Annotated in this window: 17 protein-coding genes; all 17 read right to left on the bottom strand. The window is 65.2% G+C overall.

The genetic code is table 11. From position 1 onward, the window contains the following. Position 1: 1 nt before the first annotated feature. Positions 2-469 carry a GNAT family N-acetyltransferase gene (locus BKX93_RS16875; RefSeq protein ID WP_070980673.1) on the bottom strand — a complete coding sequence of 156 codons (468 nt, stop codon included), beginning with the start codon at positions 467-469 and terminating at the stop codon, positions 2-4. Next, on the bottom strand, positions 466-1,134 hold the full coding sequence (locus tag BKX93_RS16870) for a sugar transferase (protein WP_083340582.1): 669 nt from the start codon (positions 1,132-1,134) through the stop codon (positions 466-468). The genes BKX93_RS16875 and BKX93_RS16870 overlap by 4 nt, the downstream gene beginning before the upstream one ends. Next, positions 1,131-2,294 (bottom strand): DegT/DnrJ/EryC1/StrS family aminotransferase, encoded by a 1,164-nt coding sequence (locus tag BKX93_RS16865; RefSeq protein WP_070980671.1) that lies wholly within the window; start codon positions 2,292-2,294, stop codon positions 1,131-1,133. The genes BKX93_RS16870 and BKX93_RS16865 overlap by 4 nt, the downstream gene beginning before the upstream one ends. 154 nt (positions 2,295-2,448) lie before the next feature. Next, on the bottom strand, positions 2,449-2,805 hold the full coding sequence (locus tag BKX93_RS16860) for a lysozyme inhibitor LprI family protein (RefSeq protein WP_046157437.1): 357 nt from the start codon (positions 2,803-2,805) through the stop codon (positions 2,449-2,451). 86 nt (positions 2,806-2,891) lie between these two features. After that, positions 2,892-4,127, bottom strand: coding sequence for a glycosyltransferase family 4 protein (locus BKX93_RS16855; protein ID WP_070980669.1), 1,236 nt, complete (start codon positions 4,125-4,127; stop codon positions 2,892-2,894). A 3-nt stretch (positions 4,128-4,130) separates the two neighbouring features. Next, on the bottom strand, positions 4,131-5,225 hold the full coding sequence (locus BKX93_RS16850; protein WP_046157461.1) for a glycosyltransferase family 4 protein: 1,095 nt from the start codon (positions 5,223-5,225) through the stop codon (positions 4,131-4,133). Between the two features lie 5 nt (positions 5,226-5,230). Continuing rightward, a complete protein-coding gene (locus tag BKX93_RS16845; RefSeq protein ID WP_070980668.1) occupies positions 5,231-6,313 on the bottom strand; it encodes a glycosyltransferase family 4 protein in 1,083 nt (360 codons plus the stop codon). Then, a complete protein-coding gene (locus tag BKX93_RS16840; protein ID WP_046157434.1) occupies positions 6,306-6,887 on the bottom strand; it encodes an acyltransferase in 582 nt (193 codons plus the stop codon). Before BKX93_RS16840 ends, BKX93_RS16845 begins: the two co-directional genes overlap by 8 nt. Beyond that, a complete protein-coding gene (locus BKX93_RS16835; RefSeq protein ID WP_186009432.1) occupies positions 6,884-8,146 on the bottom strand; it encodes a lipopolysaccharide biosynthesis protein in 1,263 nt (420 codons plus the stop codon). The genes BKX93_RS16840 and BKX93_RS16835 overlap by 4 nt, the downstream gene beginning before the upstream one ends. Positions 8,147-8,159: 13 nt before the next feature. Beyond that, positions 8,160-9,257: a DegT/DnrJ/EryC1/StrS family aminotransferase gene (locus BKX93_RS16830; protein ID WP_070980664.1), complete on the bottom strand. Its 1,098-nt coding sequence runs from the start codon at positions 9,255-9,257 to the stop codon at positions 8,160-8,162. A 98-nt stretch (positions 9,258-9,355) separates the two neighbouring features. Next, positions 9,356-9,937, bottom strand: a complete 582-nt coding sequence (locus tag BKX93_RS16825; protein ID WP_021477408.1) for an acyltransferase — start codon at positions 9,935-9,937, stop codon at positions 9,356-9,358. After that, complete coding sequence (locus BKX93_RS16820; RefSeq protein WP_046157431.1) at positions 9,934-10,200, bottom strand: hypothetical protein; 267 nt, start codon at positions 10,198-10,200, stop codon at positions 9,934-9,936. The genes BKX93_RS16825 and BKX93_RS16820 overlap by 4 nt, the downstream gene beginning before the upstream one ends. 10 nt (positions 10,201-10,210) lie before the next feature. Then, positions 10,211-11,269 (bottom strand): Gfo/Idh/MocA family protein, encoded by a 1,059-nt coding sequence (locus tag BKX93_RS16815; protein WP_070980660.1) that lies wholly within the window; start codon positions 11,267-11,269, stop codon positions 10,211-10,213. Next, entirely contained in the window at positions 11,266-11,850 is a 585-nt protein-coding gene (locus tag BKX93_RS16810; RefSeq protein ID WP_082107072.1) for a YdcF family protein, read from the bottom strand. The genes BKX93_RS16815 and BKX93_RS16810 overlap by 4 nt, the downstream gene beginning before the upstream one ends. A 3-nt stretch (positions 11,851-11,853) precedes the next feature. Next, positions 11,854-13,158 carry a nucleotide sugar dehydrogenase gene (locus BKX93_RS16805; RefSeq protein WP_070981862.1) on the bottom strand — a complete coding sequence of 435 codons (1,305 nt, stop codon included), beginning with the start codon at positions 13,156-13,158 and terminating at the stop codon, positions 11,854-11,856. Positions 13,159-13,383: 225 nt separating this feature from the next. After that, complete coding sequence (locus BKX93_RS16800; RefSeq protein WP_021477413.1) at positions 13,384-14,184, bottom strand: polyamine aminopropyltransferase; 801 nt, start codon at positions 14,182-14,184, stop codon at positions 13,384-13,386. Continuing rightward, positions 14,174-15,139, bottom strand: coding sequence for a tRNA 2-thiocytidine(32) synthetase TtcA (gene ttcA, locus BKX93_RS16795; protein ID WP_070980658.1), 966 nt, complete (start codon positions 15,137-15,139; stop codon positions 14,174-14,176). Before ttcA ends, BKX93_RS16800 begins: the two co-directional genes overlap by 11 nt. Between the last annotated feature and the right edge of the window lie 61 nt (positions 15,140-15,200).

Genomic DNA, 15,200 nt, shown 5'->3' with positions numbered 1-15,200 from the left:
GTCATTCTTTCGTATCCGGCCGCCATTGATACAGCGCGTCCGGACAGCGTTCCTCGTTATCCTGGCCGTCGCCCAGGCTCAGTAATTTGAAACCATGCGCCTCGTAAAAGCGCCGCGCGCCGGCGTTGGCTTGAAACACGTGCAGCCGGCAGGCCAGCGTCTGCCACAATACCACCCGCTCCAGCAGCGCTCGGCCAATGCCGGCATTCCGATGGCCGGCGCTGACATACAGCTGATCCAGCCACAGCAGGCCATCTTGTTCCGAGCAAGCGGCGAAGCCGGCAATCTCGCCGCCCCGCTCCGCCAGCCAGACGCCGCCCGCCGGCAGCAGCGCGCCGGCGAACCAGGCGCGCACCGCCGCGTCGTCATGCGCCAACGGCGCGTAAGGCATCTCGCGGCGGCAGGCCAGATAAATGGCCGCCAGCGCGCCGGCGTCGGCGGCCTCGGCGGCGCGGATGGATAAGGTCATCGGCTAACGATCTTCATCAGGGTGGCGACGATGATGCGGATGTCTTCCCACAAATTATGGGTCTCGGCGTAGCGGACGTAATAACCCAGCTTCTCCGGCAGCACCTCGTCGATATAGGCGCGCTCCGGATCGGCGGCGCGGCCCAGGATTTCGTTCTCGTCTATCATCCGGATCGACGCCCAGTCGGTGATGCCCGGGCGCACCGACAGCACGATGTCCTTCGCCTCGTCCGGATAGTGCGCCACGTACTTCGGCACCTCCGGCCGCGGGCCGACCAGGCTCATGTCGCCGAACAGCACGTCGATCAGCTGCGGCAACTCGTCCAGCTTGGTCTTGCGCAGCAAGCGGCCGGCGCCGGTGACGCGCGAATCGGCGCCGACGGTCAGTTGGCCCTGGCGCTCGGTATCCACCTGCATGGTGCGGAATTTATGGATGCGGAACAGCGTGCCGTTCCGTCCCACCCGCACCTGGCGGAAAAACACCGGCCCCGGCGAATCCAGCTTCACCCACAGCGCCACCGCCGCGAGCGGCAACGCCAGTACGATGAGGCCCGCGCCGGAAGCGGCGATGTCGAACAAGCGCTTTACCAGCCGCGAGCCGTGGCGGCGCGGCCGGCAGCAGGGCGGCAGCAATTCGCCGCCCTTTTTTTCCAACCGCTGGCTCATGCGCCCAGAATCTCGCGCACCGCGGCGATGACGCGGGTCTGGTCATCGTCCGTCATCTTGGTGTACAGCGGCAGCGTCACCTCGGCTTCGAAAGCGGCGTCGGCCACCGGGAATTGCTCGCGCGTCAGCTGGTAACCGTCGCGCCATACCGGCTGACGGTGCAGCGGGATGAAGTGCACCGAGCAGCCGATGCCCTTCTCCGCCATCTTGGCGATGAAATCGTCGCGCGACACGCCGGCCTCCGGCTTGATCCGCACCGGGTACAGGTGCCAGGCGTGGTTGCTGCCCTCGTCCTTGGCGCGCGCCGGCAGGATCAGCGGCAGGCCGGCCAGCTCGCGGTCAAAGCGCTGGGCCATCACTTCGCGTTTTTCGTAGAAGCCGCGGATTTTCTTCAACTGATGAATGCCCATCGCCGCGGCGGTGTCCGGCATATTGTACTTGTAGCCCGGGGCCACCACTTCGTAGAACCAGGCCGGGGTCTTGGACACGTAGCGGTCGAAGGCGTCGCGGCTGATGCCGTGCAAGCGCATCACCTTGCAGCGGGCGATGATGTCCTTGTTTTTCGATACCACCATGCCGCCTTCGCCGGTGGTCATGGTCTTGTTGGCGTAGAAGCTGAATACCGTCACGTCGGAATCCAGCGTGCCGATCAGCTTGCCCTTGTAATAGGTGGGCATCGCGTGGGCGGCGTCCTCGACGATCTTCAGACCGCGCTCGCGGGCGATGGCGATGATTTCGTCCATGTCGCAAGCGAGGCCGGCGAAGTGGACCGGGATGATGGCCTTAGTCTTAGGCGTGATCGCGGCGCGAATCGCATCCGGACGGATATTGAAGGTGGCGGCATCCACGTCCACGCACACCGGGTGCGCGCCCAGATAGCGCACCACTTCGGCGGTGGCGGTGAAAGTGTAGGACGGCACGATCACCTCGTCGCCCTCGCGGATGCCGATCGCCTCCAGCGCCAGGTGCAGGCCGGCGGTGGCGGAATTGACCGCGATGGCCTCCACGCCGTCGCCCAGGAAGGCCGCGAAATCAGCCTCGAACTGCTTGGTCTTGGGCCCGGTCGTCACCCAGCCGGAACGCAATGCATCGACCACTTCGTTGATCTCTTCCTCGCCGATATCCGGCAAGGCGAACGGCAGGAATTTTTGTTCGCTCATTTCTGTATCTTTCGCTATCGGGTCCGGCCAGCTTCTCGCCAGCCGTCAACATGCCACTCACTCATTCGCCGCCGGCAACGCCGGCTGCGGCACAAAACCGGTCAAAGCGTCACGCGCCTAGCCATCCGCCTGAGCTGCCAGACGCGCTCCGCGGTCACAAGCCCAGATCCTTTTCCAGCTTGCCGAAGTACTTCAGCCGCTTCTTGTAGGCGTCGCGCACGCACAAGGCATCCTCGCACTTGTTGCGCACTTCCTTCAGCCAGCGCACCTGCTCCTTGCCATAGGGATCCAGCCGTTTGCCGGTATCGCCGTCGATGCCTTTGGTCTCATCCTGAATCGCGGCGAAGCGCTTGGCCAATTCCGAATCCAGGGCCGACAGCTCGGCGTCGGCGCAAATCATTTTTTCCACCTTCAGCTTGGCGTAAGCGCAGTTGAAGCCGGCGGACTGTGCCGGCACGGCGGCGAGGCTCAAGCAAGCGGCCGCGGCCGCCATCCAGATTTTCTCCATCATCTTGTTCTCTTTCTTCTATCGCTTACATCACGGTTGCCCGTTTCCAGGCACATTCGACGGGGAGCGCCCGCAAGCGGGCCTACTCCCTAACCTTGCAGTTTAACGGCGGCCAGGAAGCGCCGCGCCAGCACCGCGTAGTCGTGGTTGGCCAGCACATAGGCCTTGCCGGCCGCGCCCATCGCATCGCGCTCGGCCAGCGGCAGCACCGCCATGCGCTTGACCGCGTCGGCGATGACGGCCGGGTCTTCCACGCCTATGCTCAAGCCCGCGCCGGCGTCCTTCACCATATCGTTGCCGGCCTCCACCGAGTGGATCACCGGCTTGCCCGCCATCATGTAGTCGAACAGCTTGTTCGGGTTGATGCCGAAGCGGTAGATCGGCAGCTTGCGCCAGCCGATGTACAGCGCGTCGCACTCGGCCAGGAAGGCGGGCACGCTGCGCTTGGCGATGGACGGCAGGAACAGTACGTTGTCCAGCTTCAGTTCGGCGGCGCGCGCCACCAGCGCCTGCTTGTCCGGGCCGTCGCCAACCAGGACAAAAGTCACCGGCGCGTCGCGCATCAAGGCGGCGGCTTCCAGCAGATAATCCAGCGCGTTGGCCAGGCCGTGGCCGCCGGCGTAGCCGACGATGAAGCGCCCATGGGCCTTCAATTCCGCCAGCCGCATCCGGTGTTCGGCTGACAGCGGCAAGGCCTCGCCCTGCCACTCGCCCACGTCCACGCCGTTGGGGATCACCGCGTATTTTTCCGGCGCCATGCCGTGCGCCATCATGTAGTCCCTGGCGCAGGGCAGCATCGACACCACGGTGTCGGCGCGCCGGTAGCCGAAATCCTCGGTCCACTGCAGCAGGCGGATGAACGGATGTTTCGGCGACATGCCGCCCACCTCCACCGGCGTCAGCGGCCACAAATCATGCACTTCGTACACCAGCCGCGCGCCGGTCTTGCCGGCTATCCAGGCCGCCGGGATGGTGTCCAGCGGATAGGTGGACGAGGCGATCACCACGTCCGGCTTCCACTGTTTCAGATAACGGCCGGACAAGCCCATCACCTTGGCCAGGAAGCTGAAGATGTTCAGCACCCGGCCGATGCCGTTGCCTTGGTAAGGACGGGTCTTGCACCAGGTGTAGCGGATGCCGTCGATGTCCTCGTCCCGGTACTTGCCGTCGACCTGGGGATGGGTCTGGCGCAGGTGCGACACGTCGGCCGCCAGCATGTTCACTTCATGCCCGGCCTGCGCCCATTCGCGCGCCAGGTAATAGGGGCGGAATTCCATGCCGTGGCGCGGGCTGCCGGCGTAGTGGTTGATGTAGAGAATTTTCATGATTTACAGCGTCGCGTACAGCTTGATCAGCTTGTCGGCCTCGGCCGCCCAGCTGTATTTATTGAGCACCGCCCGCTTGCCGGACTCGCCGAGCGCGCGCATGCGCGCTTCGTCGCCCAACAGCTCGTTGATGGCGGCGGAGATGGCGGCCGCGTCCTGCGGATCGACCAGCACGCCGCAGCCGGCGTCGTCGACGATCTCGCGCCACACCGGGAAATCGCTGGCGATCACCGGCATGCCGGCGGCCATGTATTCAAACAGTTTGATCGGCAGCGCGTCGACGTAATTGGGCGTGGGGAACAGCGTCACCAGGCCGATCTTGCTTCTGGCCAATACCTCGGCCACGCCCTTGCGGTCCAGCACGCCCAGGTCGTTGACGCGCGCCCAGCCCGGCTCGGCCGTCACCTTGGCGCGGAGGTCGCTCTCGCTCCACGGCCCGGCCAGGTTCAGCCGGGTGGAGGTGCCCGGCAGCGCGGCGACAATGGGCTCGATGCCGCGGATGCGGCTGATGCCGCCGATGTAGCACACCTCGTTGCGGCGGCTTTCCCACGGCGTGTCGCGCACCAGCTCTTCCAGAATCGGGAAATTGCACACGTCCAGCGCGTTGGCGCCCAGCTTCTCGAAGCGCTTGCGGATGTGCGGGGTGGAGGTGACGATGGCGTCGAAGCGGCGCGCGGCCCAGTCCTCCAGCGTCTCGAAGCCGCCGGACACCAGCGGGCGCACCGCGCCGGGTATCCAGTGCTTGGCCAGGATCTGGCGCGGCACGTCCTCGTGCACGTCGTACACCACCTTGATGCCGGCCTGCTTCAGTCGCACGCCGGCGGGAATCAGCTCCGGGTCGTGGAAATGGACCACGTCCGGCCGCAGCTTCAGCGCGGCCTGGTAGACGCGCTTGACGGTGCCGGTCATCCGCGACAGGCGGCCGCCGGTCTTGGGGCCGACATCGTGGATGCGGACGCCGTTGCGGATTTCCTCGCCCTGGCCGTCGGCGACGATCAGCGTCACCTCATGGCCGGCCGCCGCCAGCGAGCTGCACTCTTTGACGAAGATGCGGATGTCGTGGCGCGGATGGGCGGAGGTCAGGTGGGCTATTTTCATCAGGTTCAAACCTTGTTGGCGGCCAGTTCGCGGATCAAGTCGGCGAACCCGGCCATATTGGCCTGGTGCAGCGCCTTGGCCGCCACCAGGCTGCGGTTGATCTCGGCGGCGGCGCCCAGCGACGCGTCATCCTCGGCCTTGATCATCGCGCGGCACAGCTCAGGTCCCAGGCGCTCGACATCCTCGGCGATCATGCCGTTGAGGCCGTCTATCACCCATTCGCCATTGGCCGGCAGATTGGACAGCAGCGGCAGGCAACCATGGCCCATCGCCTCCATCAGGCTGACGCTGGTGGCGTCCGAGCGCGGCACGCTGACGAAGACGCGCGACTCGGCGTACAGCTTGCCCAGCGCGGCGCTGTCGACGAAGCCGGCGAATTCGACGCGCTTGAGGCCGAGCGCCGCCGCCAGCCGTTTCAAATTCTCAGTCTCGCCGCCGCTGGCGGCGACCACCAGGTTCCAGTCGGCGCAGCAGCCGCTGTTCTCCACCTCGGCCCAGCCCTTGAGGATGGCGTCGATGCGGTACAGCGGCTTGTGCAGCCGGCACGACAACACTTGCTTTTTCTTGACGTCGATCGCCGGCTGCGGCGGCAGCGCGTCGATGCCGTAACTCAGCAGGCTGATCCGGCAATCGCCGGCCAGCTCGCGGATCTTCGCCGCCATGTACAAGGAATCGGACGTGATCGCGGCTGCGGCCTTGAGATTGCCGCGCACCATCGCCCGCAGCAGCGGGTTCTGGTCCGGCAGCAGCAGCACGTCCGAGCCCCAGGCGGTCAGCAACATCGGTATCCGCGAACCCGCCAGCGCGCGGCGCGCGTGCCAGGCCACGCTATTGGCCTGGTGGACGTGGACGACGTCGGGCCGCACTTCCGCGATCCAGGCTTTGAGCCGGCCGGCGGTGGACCAGGCCTTCAGGCTGAAATCGACGCGCAGCTCGCCCTTCAGGTTGGCCGGACGGCGGTCCGCCGGCACGGCGCCGTTGCAAGCCAGGTACAGTTCGTCCACATGCGGCGCGATGCCGGCCAGAAAACGCCAGGTGTGGATGGAGGCGGAGCCCGCCACCAGCAGGCGGGCGATCTTGTCAGTCATTGGCCCAGGCCTCGTACAGGCGGTGCAGCTCCGGGCTCTGCGCCAGCCATTCGGCGTCGCCGTCGCGGGTGTCGCCGACCACTCGCGCCGGATTGCCGGCCAGGATGGCGAAATCCGGATACTCGCCGGCCGGCACGAAGCTATAGGCCGACACGATGCTGCCCTTGCCCAGCTCGACGCCCGGCATCAGCACCGAGTGCGGGCCGATGAAGCTGTACGGCCCCAGCCGGGTGGGCTTCTTCAGGTAGCCGACATGGTTGTCGCGCGTCAGGTACTCGCGGCCGTACAGCCGGATCGCCACATGGCTGGAGTGGGTCAGCACCGACACGTAGTTGGTGACCTGGCAGCCCTCGCCGATATACAGGCCTCCGGAGGAGTCAAGCAGATTGAAATGGCCGATATAGACATTGTCCTCGACCATCAGTTTGTCTATGTGTTCGATGCGCGTCATGTTGGAGACGCGGGTGCGCTTCAGGAACACGCCGTCGCCGCGCTGGAAGCCGTATACCATGCGCGGCCGCACCCATGCCGATAGCCGAAAGCGGATACGGCTGAGCAATCCATTCCAGTTCATCGTGCCGCCTTATAAAGCCAGGTGAAGTAAGCAAGGAAATAGCCGGCCATCACGACCGACACCAGTTGGAACGTGGCGACCGCATCCTGCCAGAGATGGAAGCCCAGCCACAACGAGCCCAGGAACAGCACGGCCTGCACCAGGGACAGGAAAAACGCGAAGCGCTGGCGATTGATCACCGGCGGCACCATGCCCAGCGGCGAGGCGACGAAATGGAACAGGATGTACAGCGACATCGCCTCGGCGTAGCGGCCGGCCTCGGCCCAGTTGCGGCCGAACACCAGCGTGAACAGCGGCTCGCCGAAAATCTGGATCACCAGGAAGGGAAACAGCGACATGCCGAACAGCGTCAGCATCATCTTGCGCAGGATGGGGCGCAGCGGCTTGCCCAGATTGCGCGCCTCGGCCAGCTCGCGGTAGGCCACCTGGGCCACCGCCTGGCCGATCAAGGCCGCCGGCAGCTTCAGCACCCGCATCATCAAGCCGTAGAAGCCGACCGCCGAGGTGCTGGCCAGCACCGCCAGCACCGCCAGCGTGGCGGAGTCCAGCAGCGCCGTGCTCAAGGCGTGCGGGGCGTTGATCTTGGGAAATTCGATATAGGCGAGCGCCGCCTCGCGCATGCCCTGGCGGCTGACGCCGCGCCGCCAGCCGAAGCGGGCCTTCAGGTCCTGCCAGCTCTGCGCCAGCAGCGAGCCTATCTGGCCGGCCAGCTGGCCCAGGATCAGGCCGCCGGCGCCGGCGCCCAGCCAGCCGGCCAGCACCTGGGTGCCGGCCATGCCGAAAGACTGGGTCATGCGGCCGTTGGCGTTGGCCTGGTAGCGGCGGTGGCGGTTGTTCCAGTTGGTCCAGGCCTGCATCAGGCCCGCCAGCCACACCGACAGCGGCAACAGCACCAGCCAGGACTCCAGCTCCGGCGCGCCCAGGTGGGCGGCGATGTGCGAATGGCCTCCCATCAACACCACCAGGCCGATCAACAAGGCCAGCGCGCTGGCGCACAGCAGCGACAGGCCCATCAGGTTGTCGGCGCGGCTTTCCTCGGCCGGCAGCACGATGGCCATCTCGTAGCGGGCGGTGGCCAGCACCGCCAGCGTAGACATCCACGACACGTACACCGCCTGGATGCCGACCTCGTGCGGGTCGTACAGGCGGGTGATCAGCGGCGAAGCCAAGAGCGGCACCACCTGGGCCACCGCCGCCCCGGTCACCAGGGTGATGATGTGGCGGATGAAACCGCTTTTAGGCACGCGCAGCGACGACAATGACACCATCCGCTCAGCCCAGCGCCTTCTTCACCGCGGCGACGATGGCGTCCTGCGCCTCTTCCGTCAGGAAGGGATGCATCGGCAAGCTCATCACTCGCTTGCCGGCGGCCTCGGACAGCGGGAAGCTGCCCTCGCCCTGGCCCAGATGGGCGAAGGCCGGCTGCAAGTGCAACGGGATCGGATAGTGGACGGCGGTCGGCACGCCCAGCTCCTTGAGCTTGGCCTGCACCGCTTCGCGCTCGTCCACCTCGATGGTGTATTGCGCGTAGACATGGGTGTTGCCGGCGCCGATCACCGGCACCCGGGCCACATCCTTCAGCAACTCGCTGTAGCGGGCGCCGATGCGCTCGCGCGCGGCGACTTCGTCGGCGAAGCTGGGCAGCTTGGCCAGCAGCACCGCGGCCTGGATGGTGTCCAGGCGGCCGTTCAGGCCGATGACCGGATGATGGTAGCGGCGGTCCTGGCCGTGCACGCGGATCTCGCGGATCTTCTTGGCCAGCGCGTCGTCGCTGGTGAACACCGCGCCGCCGTCGCCGTAGCAGCCCAAGGGCTTGCTCGGGAAGAAGCTGGTGCAGCCGATGGTGGACAGGTTGCCGGACTTGTTGCCGTGCTGGCTGGCGCCGAAGCTTTGCGCGCCGTCCTCGATCACCGCGATGCCGTGCTTGTCGGCGATGGCGTTGATGGCGGCGAAGTCGGCCGCCTGGCCGTACAGGCTGACCGGCATGATGGCGCGGGTGCGCGGCGTGATCGCCGCTTCCAGCAGGTTCGGGTCCAGGTTGTAGCTGACGGGGTCGATGTCGACGAACACTGGCTTGGCGCCCAACAGCGCGATCATCTCGCCGGTGGCGATAAAGGTGAACGGGGTGGTGATCACCTCGTCGCCGGGGCCGATGCCCAAGGCCATCATCGCGATCAGCAGCGCCTTGGTGCCGTCGCAGACGCCGATGGCGTGCTTGGCGCCGGTATAGGCCGCCAGTTGCTCCTCCACCTCCTTCACTTCCGGCCCCATGATGTACTGGCCGTGATCCAGCACCGCGTGGATGCGGGCGTCGATGTCGGCTTTCAGATGCTGGTATTGCGCTTTCAGATCGATGAACTGGATGGACATAAGAGGATCAACCCCAAATCAATATTTTAGAAAATCGCGCGGCGGCGGCCCATCGCCAACGATGGGGAGCCACCCTGGACAAGCCGCGCGGGCGGCGCTTACTCGCCGCTCTTGATCGGCGTGCAGTGGTTGCCGCCGACCTCGTAATGAATGCCGCAAACCGGGCAGGAATGGGTGCCGATGTCGTTGGACAGGCGCTCGCCGCACGAGCACATCCAGCCGATGCGCTTGGCCGGCGTGCCCACCATCAGCGCATAGGCCGGCACGTCGCGGGTGACCACCGCGCCGGCGCCGATGAACGCGTACTCGCCCACCGTGTGGCCGCAGACGATGGTGGCGTTGGCGCCGATGGACGCGCCCTTCTTCACCACCGTGCGGCGGTATTCGTTCTTGCGGTTGACGTGGCTGCGCGGATTGTTGACGTTGGTGAACACCATGGACGGGCCGCAGAACACGTCGTCCTCCAGCGTCACCGCGTCGTAGATCGACACATTGTTCTGCACCTTGACGTTGTCGCCGATCAGCACATCGTTGCCGACGAACACGTTCTGGCCGAAGGAGCAGCCCTTGCCTATCTTCGCCCCGCCGCAGATGTGCACCCAGTGCCAGACGCGGGTGCCCTCGCCCAGGGAGGCGCCTTCGTCGACGATGGCGCTAGGGTGGATATGAACCTGGCTCATTTCTGCCGCTCCCATTTTTCCAAAAGCTTGTCCAAGCGAGTCAATTGCTGCTCGGAACGAGCCATCGCTTTTTCCTGACGGCTCATCAAGTCCTCATAGCGGGCATGTTGGCGCTCGGCCTCCCGCTGCTGCGCCGATGCCGCTGAAACTTGCTTCTGGGCTTCAACGTGGTTCCCGAAAGAAGAAAATATCAACATCAAAACACCGCCGACCAGCCAGAACCCCAGGCCCCACAGCGCGCCGTCTACTATTTTTCTGAACATGCTGTCCGCCTTAATAATCCAGCGGCAGGCTGACGCGGCGGCCATCGCGGGCCGACAGATACATCGCGATCAGCAGCTCCAGCGACTTCAGGCCCTCGCGGCCGTCGGTTTCCGGCGTGGCTTCGCCGCGCATGGTCTTGATCACATTGTCGTAGTACAGCGGGTGGCCGAAGCCGTAGACGCTGGTGGTCGCGTAGCTGGCTTTCTTGATGTCTTCATCCATCGCGTGCGGCTCGGCGAACTCCCAGTGCTGGATCTCGTTGACGGCCACGCCGCCCACGCGCACCGAGCCCTTTTCGCCCAGGATGGTGATGCTGCCTTCCAGATTCTTCGGGTAGGTCAGCATGGTGACGTTCATGCTGCCCAGCGCCCCGGAGCGCCACTTGACGCTGACGGTGCCGGTGTCTTCCACCTCGATATTGCGGGCCAAGGTGGCGGTGTAGGCCTGCACGCTTTCCACCGGGCCGATCAGCCAGTCCAGCAGATCGACGTAGTGGCTGGCCTGGTTCATGAAGGCGCCGCCGTCGAATTCCCAGGTGCCGCGCCAGCCGGCCGCGTCGTAGTACTCCTGCGGACGAGTCCAGAACACATTGACGTTGACCATGTAGATGCGGCCGAAGCGCTTTTCCGTCATCGCGCGCTTCAACAGCTGCAGCGTGTCGTTGCGGCGGTTCTGCTTGACCACGAACAGATGCCGGTTCGCCTTGTCGGCGGCCTTGACCATCTCCAGGCCGTCTTCCCAGCGGGTGGCCATCGGCTTCTCGGTCATCACGTGGAAGCCGGCTTCGGAGCACTGGATGCTCTGGCTCGGATGCAGACCGGACGGCGTGGTCAGGATGACGATGTCGGCGTTGGTTTCCGCCAGCATGTCGGTCAGGCTGGCGTGGCCGCGGGCGCCGGTGCGCTCGACGGCGGCCTTCAGCGCGGCCGGATCGATGTCGCAGACGTCAACCAGCTCGGCGCGGTCGGCGTGCTTCTCCAGCGCGCCGAAGTGGTTGTTGGCGATGCGGCCGCAGCCGACCAGGGCGAAGCGGATCTTGCGATCGGCAATCGGAGGAATCACTATCATTTGAACGTCCAGTAACGTACTGAATACACCAGTATCTTCAAATATTCGGTCAGCACCGCGCCGGCGTCGTACAAGGCCAGGCTGTGGCGCAAATCGTTGCCCGGGTACACGATGTGCATGCCCCAGTCCACCTCCGGCCAGGCCTGGCGGAAAGTCTCCAGCGCCCGCCGCGAGTGGAACCACGAGGTCACCAGCGTGACGCGCCGCGGCTGGTGCGAGGCCAGCGCCTGCCGGGTGAATTCGGCGTTCTGCCGGGTATTCCGCGACTGGCACTCATAGCCTATCTTCCCGCGCGGCACGCCGGCCATCACCAGCCTGCGCACGATTAGCAGGCAATCGCCTTCGCCGCTGACGAAGACGAAAGGCGCGCGGCCCTGATGGTACAGTTCCGCCGCGCCTATCACCCGCTCGCCGCTTTCCCCGCCCAGCACCACGATCCAGTCCGCGCGCGGCTGGGGCGCCTCGGCCACCAGCCAGCTCTTGGAATAGCGGATCAGCGGCGTCAACGCCAGCGCCGCCAGCAGCGTGAGCGCGCCCAGCCCCGCCAGCCACGCTCCCGCCCGGGGAAAGCGCCCTTGCACGCCTTAAGCCTTGACGATGTGCTCGGCAGGCTCCAGGTACTTGCCGCGGCTGTCGACCACCAGCTGGGCCTTGGCCTTGATCAGCTCGTAGTCGAACTTGTCGTGGTCGGTGGCCAGCAGCACGCAGTCGTAGCCGGCGATGGACTCGGCGGTCAGCGGCACGCTCTTCAGATCGAACGCATGTTCGCGCATCTTCGGGAACACCGGCACATGCGGATCGCTGTACGCCACTTCGGCGCCCAGGTCGCGCAGCTTTTCCATCAGGAACACCGACGGGCTTTCGCGCATGTCGTCGACGTTCTTCTTGTAGGCGATGCCCAGCACCAGCACGCGGCTGCCGTTGATGGACTTCTTGCGCAGGTTCAGCGCGGAAGCCACCTTGGACACCACGTAGTCCGGCATATTGCTGTTCACTTCGCCGGCCAGTTCGATGAAGCGGGTGTTGACGCCGTACTCGCGCGCTTTCCAGGTCAGGTAGAACGGGTCGATCGGGATGCAGTGGCCGCCCAGGCCCGGGCCCGGGTAGTAGGGCACGAAGCCGAAGGGCTTGGTGGCTGCGGCGCGGATCACTTCGTGGATGTCGATGCCCATCCGGTCGGCGACGATCTTCATCTCGTTGACCAGGCCGATGTTGACCGCGCGGTGGATGTTCTCCAGCAGCTTGGTCATTTCGGCGGCGCGGGTGGACGACACCGGCACCACCTTGTCGATCACCGCGCTGTACAGCGCGACGCCGATTTCCTGGCAGGCTTCGGTGACGCCGCCGCACACCTTGGGAATGGTGCGGGTGGTGAAATCGGGATTGCCCGGATCTTCGCGCTCCGGCGAGAACACCAGGAAGGCGTCGTCGCCCACCTTCAGGCCGCGCGATTCCATCCGCGGCAGCAGTTCTTCGTCGGTGGTGCCCGGATAGGTGGTGGACTCCAGCGACACCAGATGGCCTTCGCGCAGGTAAGGCGCCAGGCTGTCGATGGTGTTCAGCACGAAGGACAGGTCCGGCTCGCGGTACTTGTTCAGCGGCGTCGGCACGCACAGGATCAGCGTGTCGGCCTCGCCGGCGCGGGAGAAGTCGGTGGTGGCTTCGAAGCCGCGGGTCAGGGCGGTGGCGATGCTGTCGGCGGAAATGTGCTCGATGTAGCTGTTGCCGGCCATCAGGGCATCGACCTTGCTCTTGTCGATGTCGAAGCCCAGAACCTTGTAGCCGACCTCGGCGAAACGCAGCATCAGCGGCAGGCCGACATAGCCCAGACCCACGATGCCGATGACAGCGGATTTGTCCGCGATACGATTGAGCAGTTGCTGCTTGATCACGATGAAAGTCCCAACAGGATGTAAAAGCTTGAGCGGCAGACGCCCGTCTGCCGCCCGGTCATTCGGTACTCAGGTATAAGGTACTGCCACGTCTGACCCGGGCCTCGGGCCCGAAACCGGCGCTCGATGCGCGCGCAACTTGGCATTATACGCCGCGTTGCGCCGGCTTTTGGGTAAGCAAACGTAACCGCCGCGCGCTTTTCGCGGCGGATTTGTCCTGGCTCAGATCAACAGGTGCCCGGCGGTCTGCTGGTTGGTCTGCTTCAGCCGGTTGACGAACTCGCCGAACTCCAGCCCGAAGCGCCCCTCCAGCTCGTCGGCGCGCTTTTTCAGCGCCTCCCACTGCGTCAGCGTCGGGCTCTGGCGGAAAGCGATCACCGCGACGTTGCCATGGGTGGCGGCAGGCAGTTCGATCACCCGCCCCTCGAAAACGTTCAACAGCCGTTCGATGAAAGCCTGGTAGCGCTTGTCCCCGCTCCACCAGTTGGTGACGAACACGCCCTTGGGGCTCAGCGCGCGCTTGCAGTCCTCGAAGAAGTCTTCCGTCGTCAGCGCGTCGACGATCTGCAGGCCATCGAAGCCGTCCACCAGGATCGCGTCGGTGGAGCCGCGGAAGATCTTCACGTAATCGGCGCCGTCGGCCTCGACGATCTCGAAGAAATCGCCCTCCTCCGGCAACTGGAAGAAGGCGCGCGCCACCGCGATCACCTGCGGATTGATGTCCACCGCCACGCTGACGGCGTCCGGCAGGTACTCATCGATGAAGCGGGCGAATGATCCGCCGCCCAGGCCGATCTGCAGGATGTGCTTGGGATCGTCGTTCCACAGCAGAAAGCCCATCATCGCGCGGCTGTAGGACAGCACCAGATCCGGCGGATCGTCGAGGTCCATCGAGCTCTGTATCGTTTCCGAGCCCAGGTGCAGCGAACGGATATTGCCCTCTTCCGAGATCTCCACCTCCGGCATCGCCTCCACCGCCGGCCGCACGCGGCGGCGGAACGGGTGCAGCGCCCTACGCGCCACAGCCGGCCTCCTTGCCGCGGGAATCCAGGATGCTGATGGTGCGCTTCGGCGCAGCCTCGCCCGCGTCGTCCGCATCCGGCGCCGGATCGCGGAACTCTTCCTTGTCGAAGGCGGTGTCGCCGTCGGCGAAAGGCGCGTCGCCGGTTTTCAGCGACGCGAAATCGTACAGCCCGGTGTCGGCCAGATGCGACGGAACGACGTTTTGCAGCGCGCGGAACATGCTCTCGACGCGGCCGGGGAAGCGCTTGTCCCAGTCGTTGACCATCTCCTTGACCACCTGGCGCTGCAGATTGGGCTGCGAGCCGCACAGATTGCACGGGATGATCGGAAATTCTTTCCAATCGGCGTAGCGGATGATGTCCTTCTCGCGGCAATAGGCCAGCGGGCGGATCACCATGTGGCGGCCGTCGTCGGACACCAGCTTGGGCGGCATCGCCTTCATCTTGCCGCCGTAGAACATGTTCAGGAACAGCGTGTGCAGGATGTCGTCGCGGTGGTGGCCCAGCGCGATCTTGGTGGCGCCCAACTCGTCCGCCACGCGGTACAGGATGCCGCGGCGCAGCCGCGAGCACAGGCTGCAGGTGGTCTTGCCTTCCGGCACCAGCCGCTTGACGATGGAGTAGGTGTCTTCCTCGACGATGCGGTACTCCACGCCGATGGACTGCAGGTATTGCGGCAGCACGTGCTCGGGGAAGCCCGGCTGCTTCTGGTCCAGATTGACCGCGACGATGGAGAAGTTGATCGGCGCGGACTTCTGCAGGCCCAGCAGGATGTCCAGCAAGGTATAGCTGTCCTTGCCGCCCGACAGGCAGACCATCACGCGGTCGCCCTCTTCGATCATGTTGAAATCATTGATGGCGTCACCGACGTGGTGGCGCAGGCGCTTGGCCAGTTTGTTGCCTTCAAACGCGGCCTTCTTGGCCTTGTCGTCGAGCGCGGCGTTCAGTTCGGACATGGGTACGGCTAAGAAATTGAAAAACAGGCGATTTTACCGTTTCCCGCCGCCAAAATCCATG

The organism is Chromobacterium vaccinii, assembly GCF_001855275.1.
GTDB lineage: Bacteria > Pseudomonadota > Gammaproteobacteria > Burkholderiales > Chromobacteriaceae > Chromobacterium > Chromobacterium vaccinii.
This window is presented reverse-complemented; position numbering and strand designations above follow the sequence as displayed.